We start from the raw sequence: 16,845 nt of genomic DNA, 5'->3' as shown, positions 1-16,845 counted from the left end.
AACAAATAACTATCGGCCAGGATCGATATCTAGCCACTAACAACTAGCAACTAAAATGTACACCCTCACCGAACAACAAATCTCCTTCATCGCCAACGACATCCGGACGCGGGGAATCGGCATGGTCAGCCTGCAGCACGACCTCTTGGACCACATTTGTTGCATCATTGAGTGCGAGCTCGAGCCCGGCGGTGATTTCGAGCGCTTCTACCCGACCGTGATTTCCCGATTCTATCAACAGGAATTGCGTGAGATAGAAGACGAAACCGTCCATTTATTAACCAACAAACATTTGTACACCATGAAAAAAGCCATGATTTACAGCGGCGGGATTTCCGTCGGATTACTTACTGCAGGCGTCATTTTGAAATTCCTGCACTTGCCCGGCGCGGCCATTCTGCTCGTTCTCGGGATTTTTATATTGAGTTTCATTTTCCTGCCGCTGATGTTTACACTCCGCGTAAAGGAAAAACAGGAAAAAAGCAACCGCATGATTTCGGTCGTCGGCGGCATTTCGGCCATGCTCATCACACTCGGGACTTTGTTCAAAGTGATGCATTGGCCAGGCGCCAACGTCATGTGTATGCTGGCCCTGCTGTTGATGATTTTCGTATTTATCCCGGTGTATTTCTTCGCCGGCATCCGCAACCCGCAAACCAAGGTGAACACCATTGTCTCGAGCGTGATGATGTTTGCCGGATGTGTTTTGATCTTGACATTGATCCGGGCGCCGCACGCCACACGCCGCGAATACGTCCAACAAACCCGGCAGTTTTACATCAATGACCAAACCGTGAAGAACGAGAAACGACTGGCCGATGCCATCACCGAAAAAGACCCGGCGTCGGAGGAAATTTACCAGCTGTGCGAAGCGCTGAAAACCTTCCTGATCCAAAGCGAAACCGGGCAACCTAAAATTGATACTGATTTCGACAAATCGGAAGCACTCATCCAAGACACTTGGGCCAATGAACACCTCAGCCGTGCACCCGAACAGATGAAAAAACTTTCAGAACTGGAAACTAAGATCAAACGTTACAATAACGCCGAAGGCATCGCTTTCCGTAAAGTCGATACGAATGTATTTGATTTGAACAACCGTGTGCAAGCTACGTTGATCGGGTTGAATCAAATTCAGTTGACGGTGTTGCAGAATCGACGGGAATTGGTGGCGATGAAGTAGAAGTTAGTTACTAGTGGCTAGTTGTTAGTTGCTAGATATTGCTCCTTGCCTCGAGCAAATTGTTTCAAAGAATATTTGCGGTTAAAGTTTGAGGAGAAGCAGTCAGTCTGCGGGTAGACAATTTATCTAACAACTAACAACTAGCCACTAACAACTTTCTCAAAATAATGCTTAATCACGCCATTGGCAATCACCGTGGCTAAGATGACGCCCGACCCGATGTAAAACGGCAGGCTCATTTTTTCATCGTCGCCAATGATGAAGTACGCGAGAATGATGCCGTACACCGGCTCCAGGTTCGTGGTGAGCATGACCGTGTATGGCGTCAACCGCCGCATGACGTGGACCGATGCCGTAAACGCATACGCCGTGCACACCGAGGCCAGCAGCACGAGGTACGTCCAGTCTTTCGCGGACAATCTGAAAAAAGAAGCTTGAAACAAATCTTCATAGGCCAGATAAATCGAGATCATGGCAAAACCTGCCGCGAATTCGTAGACCGCAATCGCTGTCGGGTTGTATTCCTGGATGAGTTTACCGTTGAAAATCGTAAACATCACACCCAAAAATACCGACAGCAATGCGTACAGGATTCCGGCCAAAAAATGGATCTCGACCTGCATGATCGTAAACAATCCGGCGATGATGATCAGCCCGAAAAACACTTCGTACCAAAGCATTTTCCGTTTGTAGAAAATGGGTTCCAGGATGGCGGCGAAAAAAGCGCCCATCGAGAACATCGCCAGCGTCACCGACACGTTTGACACTTTTATCGCCTTGAAGAAAAACAGCCAGTGCAGCGCGATGAGAAAACCGACCAACACCAACTTTCCGATGGCTTTCGGCGGCAACGACAGATTCACGCGCGCCACGCCAGCAAACAGCAACAGGAAAACAATGGCCAAACCCATGCGGTACCATACCAGCGGCGCTTCGCCAATCGAAATCAAATCGCCGAGCACGGCCGTAAAGCCCCAAATGAAGACAATCAGGTGAAGATTGAGGTAGCTTTTGAGGTTACCGCTTTGCATTTCTTAGCAGGTAAATTGCGAGTATCCCAAAAACCAGGTTCGGGATCCAAACGGCAATGATTGGCGGGAAAGAAGATTTCTCAGCCAACGTCCCGAAGATTTTGTCGAAGAAAATAAACGTAAAGGCCAGAATGATCCCGATGGCGAGATTCACGCCCATGCCGCCGCGTCGCTTCATGGATGACACAGCCACGGCAATCACCGTCAGGATAAACGCCGATACGGGAATACTGTATTTCTTGTACAAGACCACTTGATACACTTTCACGTTCGCGTTGCCACGCGCCTTTTCCTTGTCGATGAACTTATTGAGTTCGCCCAGAGACAATGTTTCGGCCATGTAATATTCCGGCGTCAAATCGTCCAGGTCGAATTTGAAAACGGTGTCCTTCTTCTCACCCGAAAGCAGCACGTCATTCAGTTCGCCAACCTTTCGTTTGGTGTAATGGTACATCGTGTAATTTTTCTTGGCCGGATTGTACCGCAATCGCTGTACAGTAAGTTTTTCTTTGAGCTTGTCGCCTTCGAATTTCTCCAATGTAAAATTGAAAGCCGTTCGCGAGACTTGGCTCATGTTCGAGACATAGATGTATTCGCTGTCGCTGATCTGGCGGAACAGATTCGAGTTGTCGCGCGTTTGCTTGTTGCGGTTCAGGTAGGCGTAACGGAAATCGTTGAAGCCCTTACTGGCTTTCGGCACGACGAAAAAACCGAGCATCAGCACAGATACAGACACGATGGTCGCGCCAATCAAATACGGCCGCATGAACCGCGTAAAGGAAATCCCCGAACTCAAAATGGCGATGATTTCGGTGTTGTTCGCCAGCTTAGACGTAAACCAGATGACCGATAAGAACAGGAAAATCGGGAAGAGCAAATTCGCGAAGTAAATCGTAAAATTCAAGTAATACAGCGCAATCTCGCCAAACGGCACTTTGTGCTCAATCATCCGGTTCACCTTTTCCGAGACGTCGATGACGATCCCGATCGGGATAAACATCAGCAGCATCACGCTAAAGGTGACGAGGTAACGGCGCAGGATGTATTTGTCGATGATTTTGAGCATAGTTGCTAGTTGTTAGTGGCTAGTGGCTAGATGATCCACCAATCCGAAGCATTATCCTATTTACCGAATTTCTGGTTTATATATTTTCTTATCAAAATCTGAAGTATGCATTTTATGGAACAACTCCCGGTTAGTCAAAACATCTAGCCACTAGCAACTATCCACTAGCTACTAACAACTAGCTACTAACAACTAGCCACTACAATCGATTACCCATCTGCCGCACCATCTTATCCTTCCACTCGCGGAAATCTCCGGCTAAGATATGTTTTCTGGCTTCACGAACCAACCAGAGGTAAAACCCGAGGTTGTGTATTGTGGCAATCTGTTTCCCGAGATATTCGTTGGCCGCGAACAAGTGACGCAGGTACGCCTTGGAATATTCGGTGTCCACAAAGGTGTAGCCGTTCTCATCGAGCGGCGAAAAATCGAATTCCCATTTCTTGTTCTTGATGTTGATCGTACCGTGCGCCGTGAACAACATCCCGTTGCGGGCGTTTCGGGTCGGCATCACGCAGTCGAACATGTCAATGCCCAGTGCGATATTTTCCAGGATATTAATCGGCGTGCCCACGCCCATGAGGTAACGCGGTTTGTCCGCTGGCAGGATTTCGGTCACGACCTCGGTCATCGCATACATTTCCTCGGCCGGTTCGCCCACAGACAATCCGCCGATGGCATTGCCCTGTTGGTTCGTGTTGGCGATGTATTCTGCAGATTGCCTGCGCAAGTCCTTATACGTTGAACCTTGTACGATTGGAAAAAAAACTTGCTCGTAGCCATATTTATAAGGCGTTTTCTCCAAATGTGCGATGCAGCGCTCCAGCCAGCGGTGCGTCATGTGCATCGAGCGCGTCGCATAACGGATGTCGCACGGGTACGGCGTACATTCGTCAAAAGCCATGATGATGTCGGCCCCGATCGTGCGCTGGATTTCCATCACATTCTCCGGCGTAAAAAAGTGGTACGAGCCGTCAATGTGCGACTTGAACTTCACGCCTTCTTCCTTGATTTTCCGGTTCGCCGACAACGAATACACCTGGTAACCGCCCGAATCGGTCAGGATGTTCCGATCCCAATTCATGAACTTGTGCAAACCGCCGGCCTGTTCCAAAACCTCCAATTGCGGACGCAGGTACAAATGGTAGGTATTGCCCAAGATAATGTCCGGGTTGATTTCCTCTTTCAACTCGCGCTGGTGCACGCCTTTCACCGATGCCACCGTGCCTACCGGCATGAAAATCGGGGTTTCAATCGGGCCGTGATCAAGTTGCATAATGCCCGCGCGCGCTTTCGAGTTCGGGTCGTTGGCTAGTAATTCAAAAGTCATGTGCTACGTATCGGCGATGGTTCGCGGCGGCAAAGATAAATCTTTGGGTTTTTGCTCCTTAAGATTTCGGGTTTTATTTAACAATTTGATTTTTGGGCGTGCCGGCATCGTGGCCTCGCCGTCGCGCTGTCCGCAGTACGCGGTACTTTGCTTCCATCGCTCACGCGGTAGCCGCAACCGTACCGCCCGTTTCGGCTTTCGTCAATAATTTAGTATGTTTGTTTTACAACCTTCTGATTTTGAAACAGTAAAACGGCATGACTTTCAACCTATACAACAGCCTCATGCTCGCGGGCATTACCCAAGGCATCGTATTCGCACTCGTGGTGCTGTTGTCCAAAAAATACCGCGTAGCCAGCACGATCTTTCTGGCAGCGTTTATTTTGTCGTTTTCCTTAGATAACCTTCAATACTATCTCGAAGATGTCGGGCTCATCACCGAAAGGCAACTCAATGAAATCTATTTTCTCCCTTTCGCATTCCTCTCCGGCGGCCTGCTGCTGCTCTTTGGCTTGTCTTTCCTGAACGCTGAGTGGCGGTGGCAAAAAAAACACCTTTGGACATTTGCGCCATTCGGTGTGGCGCTGGCCTATTCAACAACCTTCAAAATATTGGCGCTCTCCGGCATTGATGTTTATCGCCTATCGCTCTTCGCCCACATGGAGCGCGACATAGAAGTGGCTTCCATCGCTTGTGACCTGGCCATCTTAATATTTTTGTTCCGGCGCGTCAGGCGAACGGAAAAAAACAGCCAAACGCCTGACGTTATCCGCACCGCATGGCTCAAGAAAGTCATTTTGACCCTGTCGGTGCTTTGGGTAATCTGGCTCTACATCACGTTTCTCGATTATGTTTACGATACAGAATATTGGTACGGTGTCTATCTGGGCATGACGGCCGTGATTTACTGGACCGGTCACGTAGGGATTTACCGCTTCGGCGAACCTGAAAAAAAGAGACCGCGGCCAGAAGCCAAAAAACCAACACTCAAAAACGAACACATCGTCGCGCTCCAGAAATTGTTGGTGGACGACCGTCTGTTCCTCAAACCAACGCTCACCCTAGATGAACTCGCCGAATCATTGCACCTAAGCAAAACACATTTGTCGCGTACCATCAATGCAGAACTGGGTATGGGTTTCCCGGATTACCTCAACATGCTCCGCGTAGAAGAAGCCAAGTCGTACCTCACAAACCCCGACTACGCACATTACACGCTGGTTGCGATTGGGCTGGAAGCCGGCTTCAACTCCAAAACCACGTTCAACACTGCCTTCAAGAAAGTGACCTCGCTCACGCCTTCAGAGTATCGCGCAACGGCCGGAAAATAGTCGGCTTTTTGCCATAACGCAACAATCCGAACGCCGAGATTGTCCATTCTTACTAGTTTCGGAATAAACGCCCCGAACCCGATTTTTCCGCACTAATGCTTCATCTTTCGCATTATGAAGCAGATTTTACTATGGCTACTTTTGGTGGCCGAGATTTCATTCGCCCAAGTTGGCATCAACACGACCACGCCCAGCCCGGCCTCGGTACTCGAGGTAAAAAGCTCGTCGAACAACGTCAATTTTGGCGGAATGTTGCCACCGCGGGTCACGGTTGCCCAGCGCAATACCATTCCCATTACGGCTGCCGATGACGGCATGCTCATCATGCTCGCCGACGGTACCACGCGTTGCCTACAGATTTACAACGGCATCGCCGGCACTTGGGAAAATATTTACTGTCTCAACAACGCGCCGGTGGCTTCATCGGTCTCGTTTTCTGGAACGCAAACCAGCGGACAGACACTCACCGGTTCATTTTTGTATTCCGATACAGAAAGTGATCCGGCTGGCACACACAGCTACATATGGTATCGCGCGGACTCGGCCGCCGGGCTTAATGCCGCACCGATTGCCGGTACTACCGCCTTGACTTACATGTTAACCGATACCGACATCGGAAAATTCATCTGCTTCGAAGCGACACCAGCAGCATTGAGCGGAACATCGCCGGGCATTGCGGTCAGAAGCCCATACAGTGGCGCCATTGCGGCCAAACCAACCATCATTTCTTTTGTTCAGCAGAACCAGAGCAAGAATGAAAATGCTGCCCCGAACACGATCAATTTGACATTCAGTTTCCCGAACGTCTCGACTTCGCCCGTCAGTGTCACCATTGCGTCGAGCGCATATGGCCGCCTGACACAAACCGGACCGCGTACGATTGTAATCCCGGCCGGAACGGCGTCACCCTATACCACAACCGTTTTTAATGTTAACAACAATGTAGCGGACGACAACAACGTCACATTGACTTTCTCCATTACGAATGTTACCGGCGGATCCGGCGCAAATTCCATCGGAACGCCAAATACAGACACGTGTACGATTGTTGACGATGAAATGACGCTCAGTTTCGCGGAAAATTTCTCCACTTTCACCGGAACGGGATTCGATCCGCCGCCAACCGCAGGCAGGCTCGACTCCGACGTTTGGAAAATCCATGGTGATGTGGCCCAGACCAACTGGGGCGGAACGCACACCACCGGAGCACCGGCACGCGGCATCAGTACGGGCAACGTAGCCAACAATACCGCAAACTTCGGTGCGTATTCATTTAACGTGTCGGGCAATCGTATGCTGGGATTAAAAGCGGGCGGTGACACCTATTGGGGTGGCATCAAACTGCGCGTTCATAACACCACAGGCGCTACACTCACCAATTGGACGGTAAGCTATACCATGTACCGGTACAACAATTCGGTGGCCGGAAATTTCAGCATCGGCATGTCTTATAGTACCAATGATACCGCTTATACCGCAATTGCAGCTACGGCAAATGCGGCTACCGGAAACGCAAATGCGTGGACTGCCTATACCTACAATGTCAACGTGACGGCAAGCGTGGCCAACAATGGTTATCTGTATCTATTCCTTGAAGCGGTGAACGATCAGGCATGGCAGTTCGGCGATGAATTCGGAATCGATAATGTCACCGTATCTGGTCGCAATTTCTAAGAACTTAAACTTTCAAATATGAAACACCTTTACGCATTTGCATTTTTTTTAGCGACAGGCGGCGCGATTGCACAAGACCCGGCCATTGCGTGGCAAAAAACCATTGGCGGCTCTCAGGCCGACGTGCTCACTTCCTTCGAACCTACGCCGGACGGCGGCTACATTCTCGCTGGCTACACCGCTTCGGACGCTTCGGGTGAAAAGACTGAAAATTCCAACGGTGCACTCGACATTTGGTTGGTGAAAGTAGACGATACCGGCAACATCCAATGGCAAAACACCATCGGCGGCAGCGGTGATGATTTCGTGAATGTCGTAAAACCTACATCAGACGGCGGCTACATCGTTCTGGCGGGTTCAGACTCCAACATTTCCGGAGATAAAACCGAAAATTCGCGTGGCGGGCTAGACTTTTGGATCCTGAAATTGGATGCTTCGGGCAACATTGTCTGGCAAAAAACCTATGGCGGCAGCAACCCAGACTTTGATACGTATGGCCAGCAAACAGCCGACGGCGGCTACCTCGTGGCGGGCTATTCAGATTCGGGTGCCACCGGCGACAAGACTGAAGCCAGCAACGGCCAGCGCGATTTCTGGATACTCAAGCTCGACACAACCGGAAACATCACCTGGCAAAATGCCATTGGCGGTAGCCTGATAGACCGTGTGCAGGCAGCGGCACAGACGGCCGATAGCGGCTACCTCATCGCCGGATTTTCGTCGTCACCCCTATCGGGAGACAAAACCGAAGCCAACTATGGCGGAACTGATTACTGGGTCGTAAAATTAGATGCAACCGGCAGCATTGTTTGGCAGAACACGATTGGCGGGAATGCTTCGGATGCTTTGCGAGATATGATCTTGACCGCGGACGGCGGCTATTTGATTGGCGGCTATTCGCTTTCAGGCATTTCAGGTGAGAAAACAGAAAATTCAAATGGCGATTACGATTATTGGCTGGTCAAACTCAATGCGGCGGGTACAATCCAGTGGCAAAATACCATCGGTGGTTCGGGAACCGATTATTTGCGAGACATCAAGCAACTGGCCGACAACAGTTATGTCGTGGCCGGCTATTCCAATTCAAACGCATCCGGCGACAAGACCGAGGCGTCCAACGGCGGCTATGATTTTTGGCTGGTTCGGATCGATGCCGGTGGGAATGTGACCAGCCAGAATTCTATCGGCGGTGACGCAGACGAATCCGGGCCATACATCCTGCCGCTCCCCGGCGGTGACTTTATGATGGCGTGCGCTTCGGCCTCAGGCATTTCAGATGACAAGACCGAAACCACACGCGGGCTGGAAGATTACTGGCTCTTCCGGACATCCGGTGCGATTTTGTCTATGCCTGCAAACAGGTTGACCGACATCAGGTTGTTTCCAAATCCCATGAAAACAGATTTTACGATTTCCCTCGATCGGCCTTATGACAATATCCAACTCAAGGTTACCAACCTATCCGGGCAAATCATCCATCGCGCGCGATACGAAGGCATGTCAGAATTAACCGTAGCGCTCACCGCGCCATCAGGGATTTACATGATCAGCGTAGATGCCGACGGCGGCAGTGCGCACTTCAAATTAGTCAAGGAGTAATAGTTTTTTTGGTTAGAGAATGCCCCGCTTCGGCGGGATTTTCTTTTAGTAGCGCGGCCAAAGTAATCCACAACTCTTGATAACTTTCGTTTGCCAACCGCCGAAATAAAAACTACTTTTGCGGCAGTTTAACTTAATCGTTTCAGATGACATCTAACCCTCAACAACTCAACAACATGGTCATCCAGGTGCGCCGCGACATTTTGCGGATGGTGCACGCCGTAAACTCCGGGCATCCGGGCGGTTCTCTGGGCTGTACCGAATTTCTGGTGGCGCTCTACCAAGTCATTATGGACCGCAAAGATGCGTTCGATATGGACGGTGTTGGAGAAGACATCTTCTTCCTTTCGAACGGCCACATTTCGCCAGTATTCTATAGCGTTCTGGCGCGTAGCGGGTATTTTCCCGTCAGCGAACTGGCCACTTTCCGGCACATCAATTCCAGGCTGCAAGGCCACCCGACCACACATGAAGGCTTGCCGGGCGTACGCGTGGCGTCGGGTTCACTGGGGCAAGGCATGAGCGTGGCCATCGGTGCAGCATTGGCAAAAAAACTCAACAAAGACAACCATATCGTGTACAGTTTACACGGTGACGGTGAACTGCAGGAAGGACAGAACTGGGAAGCCATGATGTATGCGGCCGCCTATAAAGTGGACAATTACATCGCGACGATTGACCTCAACGGCAAACAAATAGACGGTGCTACGGATGAAGTCCTGCACATGGGCAGCATCCGCGCGAAGTTTGAAGCGTTCGGCTGGGATGTGGTCGAAATCGCAAAAGGCAACGACATGGACGCCATCATTGAAGGCATGACCGATGCAAAATCGAGAACCGGAAATGGGAAACCGGTTTGCGTATTGTTGCACACAGAAATGGGCCACGGCGTAGACTTCATGATGCATACGCACGCTTGGCACGGCAAGGCGCCTAATGACGCACAGCTGGAAACTGCGCTGTTGCAGAATTATTGCGAAGGAGAAGCGGATTATTGATTTGAGACTCGTATCTGGGCACTGTCAGCTAAACATTTGAGTCGCCTGATGAATGGTTTCAAATAAAAATAGTCAAATTACAATAACAGTGGATGTATTGATGGTCAAATAAAACATCTGGCAACTAACCACTAACAACTATCAACTAAAATGAAATACGAAAATACAGGAAGTAAAGACACCCGTTCAGGCTTTGGCGCCGGCTTAACCGAACTCGGGCAAACCAATGAGAACGTCGTAGCACTTTGTGCAGACTTGATCGGATCGCTCAAGATGGACGATTTCAAGAAAAACCATCCGGAGCGCTTTTTCCAGGTCGGGATTGCCGAAGCCAACATGATCGGCATTGCGGCCGGCTTGACCATCGGCGGGAAAATTCCTTTCACAGGAACGTTCGCAAACTTCTCTACAGGCCGCGTGTATGACCAAATCCGCCAGTCGGTGGCCTATTCCGATAAAAATGTAAAGATTTGCGCCTCGCATGCCGGACTTACTTTGGGTGAAGACGGTGCCACACACCAAATCCTGGAAGACATCGGCCTGATGAAAATGTTGCCTGGCATGACGGTCATCAACACTTGTGATTACAACCAGACCAAAGCCGCAACCATTGCCATCGCCGAACACCACGGCCCGGTTTACCTGCGTTTTGGCCGTCCGGTCGTACCTAACTTCACGCCTGCCGACCAAAAATTCGAAATCGGGAAAGCGGTATTGCTCAATGAAGGCGGCGATGTCACAATTGTGGCTACCGGCCATTTAGTTTGGGAAGCTTTGGTGGCTGCCGAAGCGTTGGAAGCGCAGGGCATTTCCGCCGACGTCATCAACATCCACACGATCAAGCCGCTCGACGAGGAAGCCATCTTGACATCATTGCGCAAAACACGTTGCGTGGTTACTGCCGAAGAGCACAACATCTTGGGCGGATTGGGCGAAAGCGTGTCGCGCGTGTTGGCGCTGCATGAACCGGCGCCGCAAGAATTCGTGGCCGTGAACGACTCTTTCGGGGAATCGGGAACGCCGGAACAACTTATGGACAAATACAGGCTCAATAGTGCGGCCATCGTGGAAGCCGTACATCGGGTGATGAAAAGGAAATAATCAGGAAACGTCCGAAAATAAAAATCCCGCTCCTATCTGGAACGGGATTTTTTTATAGGTAACACTTTTTTTAATTGCAAGTCTGACCGTTGCTGTCTGCGTCGAGATAATTCGGGATGCCGTCGTTGTCGCAATCCTCGAAGATAATGTTTCCAGCGTCATCCTTGTGGATTTCATGCTTGGTTTTGATGCCATCGCCATCGTCGTCCACATCAAGCAAGTTAATTGTGCCATCGCTGTCGGTGTCGACCTTTAAAATGTCATCGCCGTCTGGAACTTGCTCCGGGTCATTATACAAATCTGTTTCATCTTTTGACAAAATACCATCGCGGTCGTGATCGATGTAACTCAATTCCAAAAGCTTAAACGAGAATATCAACGGCGAATAACTTGGCAGGTTTGTTCTGGTTTGTGAATAATAGCCAAGTCCTGAAGGCAAAAAGATGACACCTGCGCCAAAGTCGGCAAAGGTTACCGGATCTGGCCCGCCGCCCGAAGTGTAAATGCCTGTTTTGAACATTGGCATGGCTTCTTGCCAACCCCGAATGGTGGCGTATAATGGCAACCACGCCGGGTTGTCGGCCTGATCAAACACGTCGTTGTTGATGCGAACGCCTTTGTACGACGCATAGACCGAATCAACCTTACTTGGGCGTAGGTTATTTCCTTCTCGGAAATTGATGTAATACATCTTGTAACCGTTGGGTTGCCCGGGCGTGGTGATGTCTTGGTCTTCCACCTCAATATATTTGAATTCCAACGCGTAATCGGTTTGGTTGCGGATCGACGTTCCCGGATTCTGCGCAGTGATTTTCGTGAAAGTAACATCAAAATCTGCAGATACGGTCATCGAATAATTGTCGATGAAATAGTCGATGGTATCAATATCCTTTTCATATTGCTCTTGGTAATCACGGAGCGAAACGCTGCTGCCACCGTCGTCTTTCGAACATGACGTCGCAATAGCAATGAGTACCAAAACAAGGATGGACAAGGTTTTAGAAAAATATTTCATAGCGTATTTTTAAACGTGCGCAAGATACAATATTGGTTTATTTTTGTCACAGTTTTAACGCCGAATTTGGAAATGAAATGTGCTCAAATTTTTCGGCAGTAGAAAATCGAAGTTTTTCCAAGAAAATCGGCAAGTACGTTCGGGCCGACAATCTCGTTTGTCATAAGACCGACTGTCATCCACAATAAAAATACTATGCGAATCGATAAATACCTTTGGTGCGTACGCTATTATAAAACACGGAATATGGTGACTGAAGCCTGCAAGAAAAACCATATCACGGTGAACGCGCAAGTGGCCAAACCGTCCAAAGAGGTTTTCCCGGGCGATACGATTACGTTCCGAAAAGACCAAATCACGCGCATCTTGGTCGTGCTGGACATTCCAGCCAACCGCGTAGGCCCGAAATTGGTAGACATTTACCGAAAAGATGAAACGCCCGCCGAAGCGTTCGCCCATTTGGAAATGCTCAAGTTGTCCAAAGAACATTACCGCAAGACAGGCGACGGCCGCCCGACCAAAAAAGACCGACGCGATCTCGACGATTTTGCCGACGCCGATGGTGATGCGGCATGGCCGGACGAAGAATAAACCCATTCTGTTAAGCAAGAAACCCCGGCACCGCTTCAAAACCTTGTTGTTCAAGGTTTTTTTATGCACTGAAATGAAGTTTTTGGGTGAACAATACTTTTTTTGTTTATTTTTGTTTAATCTTTTTGTCAAAAACATGAACAACGTAAAAAGTATCTTCAGTATCAAAGATCTTGAAAACCTCTCCGGAATCAAGGCGCACACGATCAGGATTTGGGAAAAACGATACAATGTCCTGGAGCCGATGCGCACCGACACCAACATCCGGTATTACAACACCGAAGCGTTGCAAAAGCTGCTGAACATTACCATGCTACACAACCATGGTTACAAGATCTCGAAGATTTCTAAACTGGACGATGCGAAAATCAACGGCATGGTCGGCGAAATCATCTCGAAGAAAAGCGTGGGCATCCATGCCGTTAACGCATTCAAGATGGCGATGATGCACTTTGACCAGACGCTTTTCATAGACACCTATGACAGGCTGTTGTCCGAAAAAAGCTTCCCTGAAGTGTTTTATGAAGTCATCATTCCGCTCATGGAAGAAATCGGCCTGCTGTGGCAAACCAACACAATCACACCTGCGCAAGAACATTTCATCAGCGCATTGGTACGGCAAAAAATCCTGACCAATACGGAGAAATTGCAATCGATTCCGCCACGGCGCGATGACCGGTTGTTCGTGTTGTATCTTCCAGAGGGCGAAATCCACGAAATCGGCCTGATGTATTTGCACCACGAAATCCTGCGGCATGGTTTCAAAGCCGTTTATTTGGGTGCGAATGTTCCGCTGAGTTGTCTGGCCGACATTCGGAAATACTTTGACAATGTCACTTTTGTTTCGTATTTTACCGTCAAACCGTTAACGGAAGACATCGATGCCTACCTGTCGAAAATGCTTGGCGAAATCATTGCGCCCGATGCCGAAGTCTGGCTTTTGGGACGCAACACGATGGCTTTGGAAAAAGAAAAGCTGCCGCCACGCGTATCGGTTTTTGGATCGATTGACCATTTGGTGAAAGAACTTTAACCAAAACTTTCATAAAAGTTTTTCATTTTGTTTAACTTTTATATAAATTTGTTAAACAACATATGAAAACGAAAATCAATATCATCGGTTCGGGCTTTTCGTCATTGGCTGCCGCTTGTTATTTGGCCCAGGACGGACATGAGGTCACGATCTTCGAGAAAAACAGTACCATTGGCGGCCGTGCGCGACAATTGAAACGCGACGGTTTCACGTTTGACATCGGCCCCACTTGGTATTGGATGCCGGACATCTTCGAACGGTTTTTCGCAGATTTCGACCGCAAACCTTCTGATTTTTACACCCTAGAAAAATTGTCGCCCGCGTATCGGGTTTATTTCGGGCAGAATGATGCCATAGACATTGCTGACAATTTGCCCGCGATAGAAAACGCATTTGATCGGATTGAGAAAGGCAGCGGTGCCAAATTGAAGAAGTTCATTGATAAAGCCAAGCGCAATTACGAAATCGCGATTACGGATTTGGTTTATCGTCCCGGATTGTCGCCGCTGGAACTCATCACGACGGACACGATCATGAACATCGGGCAATTTGCGGGAACGGTAAGCGGCGACGTTCGGAAATTGTTCAAGGACAAGCGCCTCATCCAAACCGTTGAATTCCCGGTGTTGTTTCTCGGAGCGAAACCATCTAACACGCCATCGTTCTACAATTTCATGAATTATGCAGACTTCGGTCTGGGTACGTGGTATCCGGAACACGGCATGTACAGCGTCGTCAGCGCGATGGGAAATCTCGCCGAATCGTTGGGCGTGAGGATCATTACCGACGCCAATGTCTCAGAAATTAAGGTCGAGGACGGACGCGCAACTGGCATCGTCGCCAACGGAAAATATTATCCGTCGCCGATTGTCTTGAGCGGTGCCGATTATCACCACACGGAAACACTGCTCGCCGAAAACCTCCGGTCGTACAGCGAGAAATACTGGGAGAAGAAGACATTTGCGCCGTCTGCTTTACTGTTTTACGTAGGCTTCGACCGAAAACTCGACAACATCGAACACCACACGCTGTTCTTCGATGCCGATTTCGATGAACATGCCAAAGCGATTTACGACACGCCGGCGTGGCCAGAGAAGCCCTTGTTCTATGCCAGTTTTCCGTCGGTAACCGACAAACAGGCAGCGCCCCACGGGAAAGAAGCAGGCATTTTCCTGATTCCTTTGGCGCCGGGCATTGAAGATACGCCAACGTTAAGAAACCGTTATTTCGAAGTCATCGTAAACAGATTTGAAACGGTCACGGGCCAAAGCATCAGAAATAACGTTATATTTAGCGAGTCGTTCTGTGTCAATGATTTCGTCTCGGAATACAACTCATACAAAGGAAACGCTTACGGGTTGGCCAATACGCTGTTCCAAACGGCATTCCTTCGTCCGAAAATCAAAAGCCGAAAGGTTAAAAACCTTTTCTTCACCGGGCAGCTCACCGTTCCCGGACCTGGCGTGCCACCTGCCCTGATTTCGGGTAAACTGGCCGCCGCATTAATCAAAAAACAACTGAAACCATGAGTACAAAGAACCACAGCAACACCAACAAAGCACTATTCGACACAGTGTCTGACCAGTGCTGCCGAAACGTGACCAAAGCGTACAGCACGTCGTTTTCGGCTGCGGTAAGGATGCTTGCGCCAACCATCAGGCAAGACATTTACAATATTTACGGCTTTGTACGACTGGCCGATGAAATCGTCGATACGTTCCACGAATACCGGAAAACCGAACTCTTTGAGATGTTCAGCAACGATTTACAATTGGCGATGGACCATCGCATCAGCTTGAATCCGGTGCTCAATGCGTTCCAACATACGGTCTATAAATACAACATTCCGAGTGATTTGATCGATGCGTTCATGAACAGTATGGCGCTCGACCTCACCAAACAAGTGTATCGCACGCATCAGGAATACGCCGATTACATCTACGGTTCGGCCGACGTGGTTGGCCTCATGTGCCTGAAAGTGTTCGTGCGCGGCGACGATAAAAAATACGAAGAGCTCAAAGACGCTGCGATGCATTTGGGTTCGGCGTTCCAGAAAGTGAATTTCCTGCGCGATTTGAAGACTGACCATGACGAACTCAGCCGCAGTTATTTCCCACAGGCCGATCTCGACAAGCTCGACGAAGCCTCCAAAAAAGCCATCATCGATGAAATAGAGGATGATTTCCGCAAAGGCTACGAAGGGATTTTACACTTGCCGCTCGAAGCCAAATTCGGGGTGTACACCGCATACCGGTATTACCGCAGGCTTTTGTCCAAGCTCAAGAACACGCCGTCCACCGAAATCAAGAACCGCCGCATCCGCGTGCCGGATTACGAAAAATTCGGGGTATTCGCCAAGAGTTATTTTTCCTATAAACTAAATATGTTGTAATGGATTGGTTTATCTACATCGCGGTTTTCCTGTTGACGTTCTGCGTCATGGAATTCATGGCGTGGTTCAGCCACAAATACATCATGCACGGTTTCTTGTGGTACTTGCATGCCGATCATCATAAGAAAGACCACGATTCATGGTTTGAGCGAAACGATGCCTTTTTCATCTTCTACGCTGTGATCAGCATCGGGTTTTTCCTTTTGTGGCAGTATGACATTCTCAAGATCGGGTTGTCGATCGGTTTGGGGATTTTCGCCTACGGGCTGGCCTACTTCATGGTGCACGACATTTTCATCCACCAGCGTTTCAAGATGTTCCGAAACGCCAACGGCCGTTACGCACGGGGCGTCCGTCGCGCGCACAAAATGCACCACAAACACATCGGCAAGGAAGATGGCGAATGTTTCGGCATGCTTTGGGTGCCGATGAAATACCTGAAAGACAAAAAATAAAAAAGCATCCTACTACGGATGCTTTTTTCTTGATTGATGATTGGTA

General features: G+C 49.3%; 15 protein-coding genes. 11 read left to right on the top strand and 4 right to left on the bottom strand.

The genetic code is table 11. From position 1 onward, the window contains the following. The first annotated feature begins 55 nt into the window (after positions 1-55). Positions 56-1,183, top strand: a complete 1,128-nt coding sequence (locus tag ACM9J1_RS09470) for a GldL-related protein (protein WP_415581790.1) — start codon at positions 56-58, stop codon at positions 1,181-1,183. A 140-nt stretch (positions 1,184-1,323) separates the two neighbouring features. Here ACM9J1_RS09470 and ACM9J1_RS09465 read toward each other — a convergent pair whose 3' ends face one another. The 3 genes from ACM9J1_RS09465 to tgt all read right to left on the bottom strand — a co-directional run bounded on the left by ACM9J1_RS09465 (position 1,324) and on the right by tgt (position 4,610). After that, positions 1,324-2,214: a DMT family transporter gene (locus ACM9J1_RS09465; protein ID WP_415581789.1), complete on the bottom strand. Its 891-nt coding sequence runs from the start codon at positions 2,212-2,214 to the stop codon at positions 1,324-1,326. Further along, a complete protein-coding gene (locus ACM9J1_RS09460; RefSeq protein ID WP_415581788.1) occupies positions 2,201-3,280 on the bottom strand; it encodes an LptF/LptG family permease in 1,080 nt (359 codons plus the stop codon). Before ACM9J1_RS09460 ends, ACM9J1_RS09465 begins: the two co-directional genes overlap by 14 nt. A 199-nt stretch (positions 3,281-3,479) precedes the next feature. Beyond that, complete coding sequence (gene tgt / locus ACM9J1_RS09455; RefSeq protein ID WP_415581787.1) at positions 3,480-4,610, bottom strand: tRNA guanosine(34) transglycosylase Tgt; 1,131 nt, start codon at positions 4,608-4,610, stop codon at positions 3,480-3,482. Between the two features lie 257 nt (positions 4,611-4,867). On the opposite strand from tgt, the gene ACM9J1_RS09450 reads away from it, so the two are divergent. From ACM9J1_RS09450 to ACM9J1_RS09430, 5 genes are all read left to right on the top strand, one after another. Continuing rightward, on the top strand, positions 4,868-5,941 hold the full coding sequence (locus ACM9J1_RS09450; RefSeq protein ID WP_415581786.1) for a helix-turn-helix domain-containing protein: 1,074 nt from the start codon (positions 4,868-4,870) through the stop codon (positions 5,939-5,941). Positions 5,942-6,055: 114 nt separating this feature from the next. Further along, entirely contained in the window at positions 6,056-7,615 is a 1,560-nt protein-coding gene (locus tag ACM9J1_RS09445; protein WP_415581785.1) for a hypothetical protein, read from the top strand. A gap of 18 nt (positions 7,616-7,633) precedes the next feature. Continuing rightward, the gene (locus tag ACM9J1_RS09440) at positions 7,634-9,214 is read left to right on the top strand and encodes a T9SS type A sorting domain-containing protein (RefSeq protein WP_415581784.1); all 1,581 of its coding nucleotides are present in this window, start codon (positions 7,634-7,636) and stop codon (positions 9,212-9,214) included. A gap of 146 nt (positions 9,215-9,360) precedes the next feature. Further along, positions 9,361-10,212: a transketolase gene (locus tag ACM9J1_RS09435; RefSeq protein WP_415581783.1), complete on the top strand. Its 852-nt coding sequence runs from the start codon at positions 9,361-9,363 to the stop codon at positions 10,210-10,212. Between the two features lie 150 nt (positions 10,213-10,362). After that, entirely contained in the window at positions 10,363-11,313 is a 951-nt protein-coding gene (locus ACM9J1_RS09430) for a transketolase family protein (RefSeq protein WP_415581782.1), read from the top strand. 70 nt (positions 11,314-11,383) lie between these two features. Here the strand turns inward: ACM9J1_RS09430 and ACM9J1_RS09425 are convergent, their stop codons facing one another. Continuing rightward, positions 11,384-12,328 carry an FKBP-type peptidyl-prolyl cis-trans isomerase gene (locus ACM9J1_RS09425; protein WP_415581781.1) on the bottom strand — a complete coding sequence of 315 codons (945 nt, stop codon included), beginning with the start codon at positions 12,326-12,328 and terminating at the stop codon, positions 11,384-11,386. Positions 12,329-12,523: 195 nt separating this feature from the next. Here ACM9J1_RS09425 and ACM9J1_RS09420 point away from each other — a divergent pair, with 195 nt between their 5' ends. The 5 genes from ACM9J1_RS09420 to ACM9J1_RS09400 all read left to right on the top strand — a co-directional run bounded on the left by ACM9J1_RS09420 (position 12,524) and on the right by ACM9J1_RS09400 (position 16,799). Next, a complete protein-coding gene (locus ACM9J1_RS09420; protein ID WP_415581780.1) occupies positions 12,524-12,919 on the top strand; it encodes an RNA-binding S4 domain-containing protein in 396 nt (131 codons plus the stop codon). Positions 12,920-13,055: 136 nt separating this feature from the next. Continuing rightward, a complete protein-coding gene (locus tag ACM9J1_RS09415) occupies positions 13,056-13,952 on the top strand; it encodes a MerR family transcriptional regulator (protein WP_415581779.1) in 897 nt (298 codons plus the stop codon). Positions 13,953-14,014: 62 nt separating this feature from the next. Continuing rightward, a complete protein-coding gene (locus ACM9J1_RS09410) occupies positions 14,015-15,481 on the top strand; it encodes a phytoene desaturase family protein (RefSeq protein ID WP_415581778.1) in 1,467 nt (488 codons plus the stop codon). Then, the gene (locus tag ACM9J1_RS09405) at positions 15,478-16,344 is read left to right on the top strand and encodes a phytoene/squalene synthase family protein (RefSeq protein WP_415581777.1); all 867 of its coding nucleotides are present in this window, start codon (positions 15,478-15,480) and stop codon (positions 16,342-16,344) included. Before ACM9J1_RS09410 ends, ACM9J1_RS09405 begins: the two co-directional genes overlap by 4 nt. Next, on the top strand, positions 16,344-16,799 hold the full coding sequence (locus ACM9J1_RS09400) for a sterol desaturase family protein (RefSeq protein WP_415581776.1): 456 nt from the start codon (positions 16,344-16,346) through the stop codon (positions 16,797-16,799). Before ACM9J1_RS09405 ends, ACM9J1_RS09400 begins: the two co-directional genes overlap by 1 nt. Positions 16,800-16,845: the final 46 nt, after the last annotated feature.

Source organism: Flavobacterium longum (assembly GCF_965137575.1).
In the GTDB taxonomy this organism is placed as follows: domain Bacteria; phylum Bacteroidota; class Bacteroidia; order Flavobacteriales; family Flavobacteriaceae; genus Flavobacterium; species Flavobacterium longum.
The sequence above is the reverse complement of the archived record's forward strand: the minus strand, read 5'-3'. Positions and strand labels throughout refer to the sequence as shown.

Bases quoted from the DNA above. Each gene is read 5' to 3' on its own strand.
- ACM9J1_RS09435 (WP_415581783.1), top strand. From the start codon at position 9,361: ATGACATCTAACCCTCAACAACTCAACAACATGGTCATCCAGGTGCGC.
- ACM9J1_RS09415 (WP_415581779.1), top strand. From the start codon at position 13,056: ATGAACAACGTAAAAAGTATCTTCAGTATCAAAGATCTTGAAAACCTC.
- ACM9J1_RS09440 (WP_415581784.1), top strand. From the start codon at position 7,634: ATGAAACACCTTTACGCATTTGCATTTTTTTTAGCGACAGGCGGCGCG.
- ACM9J1_RS09470 (WP_415581790.1), top strand. From the start codon at position 56: ATGTACACCCTCACCGAACAACAAATCTCCTTCATCGCCAACGACATC.
- ACM9J1_RS09460 (WP_415581788.1), bottom strand. From the start codon at position 3,280: ATGCTCAAAATCATCGACAAATACATCCTGCGCCGTTACCTCGTCACC.
- ACM9J1_RS09445 (WP_415581785.1), top strand. From the start codon at position 6,056: ATGAAGCAGATTTTACTATGGCTACTTTTGGTGGCCGAGATTTCATTC.
- tgt (WP_415581787.1), bottom strand. From the start codon at position 4,610: ATGACTTTTGAATTACTAGCCAACGACCCGAACTCGAAAGCGCGCGCG.
- ACM9J1_RS09465 (WP_415581789.1), bottom strand. From the start codon at position 2,214: ATGCAAAGCGGTAACCTCAAAAGCTACCTCAATCTTCACCTGATTGTC.
- ACM9J1_RS09410 (WP_415581778.1), top strand. From the start codon at position 14,015: ATGAAAACGAAAATCAATATCATCGGTTCGGGCTTTTCGTCATTGGCT.
- ACM9J1_RS09450 (WP_415581786.1), top strand. From the start codon at position 4,868: ATGACTTTCAACCTATACAACAGCCTCATGCTCGCGGGCATTACCCAA.
- ACM9J1_RS09425 (WP_415581781.1), bottom strand. From the start codon at position 12,328: ATGAAATATTTTTCTAAAACCTTGTCCATCCTTGTTTTGGTACTCATT.
- ACM9J1_RS09405 (WP_415581777.1), top strand. From the start codon at position 15,478: ATGAGTACAAAGAACCACAGCAACACCAACAAAGCACTATTCGACACA.
- ACM9J1_RS09430 (WP_415581782.1), top strand. From the start codon at position 10,363: ATGAAATACGAAAATACAGGAAGTAAAGACACCCGTTCAGGCTTTGGC.
- ACM9J1_RS09400 (WP_415581776.1), top strand. From the start codon at position 16,344: ATGGATTGGTTTATCTACATCGCGGTTTTCCTGTTGACGTTCTGCGTC.
- ACM9J1_RS09420 (WP_415581780.1), top strand. From the start codon at position 12,524: ATGCGAATCGATAAATACCTTTGGTGCGTACGCTATTATAAAACACGG.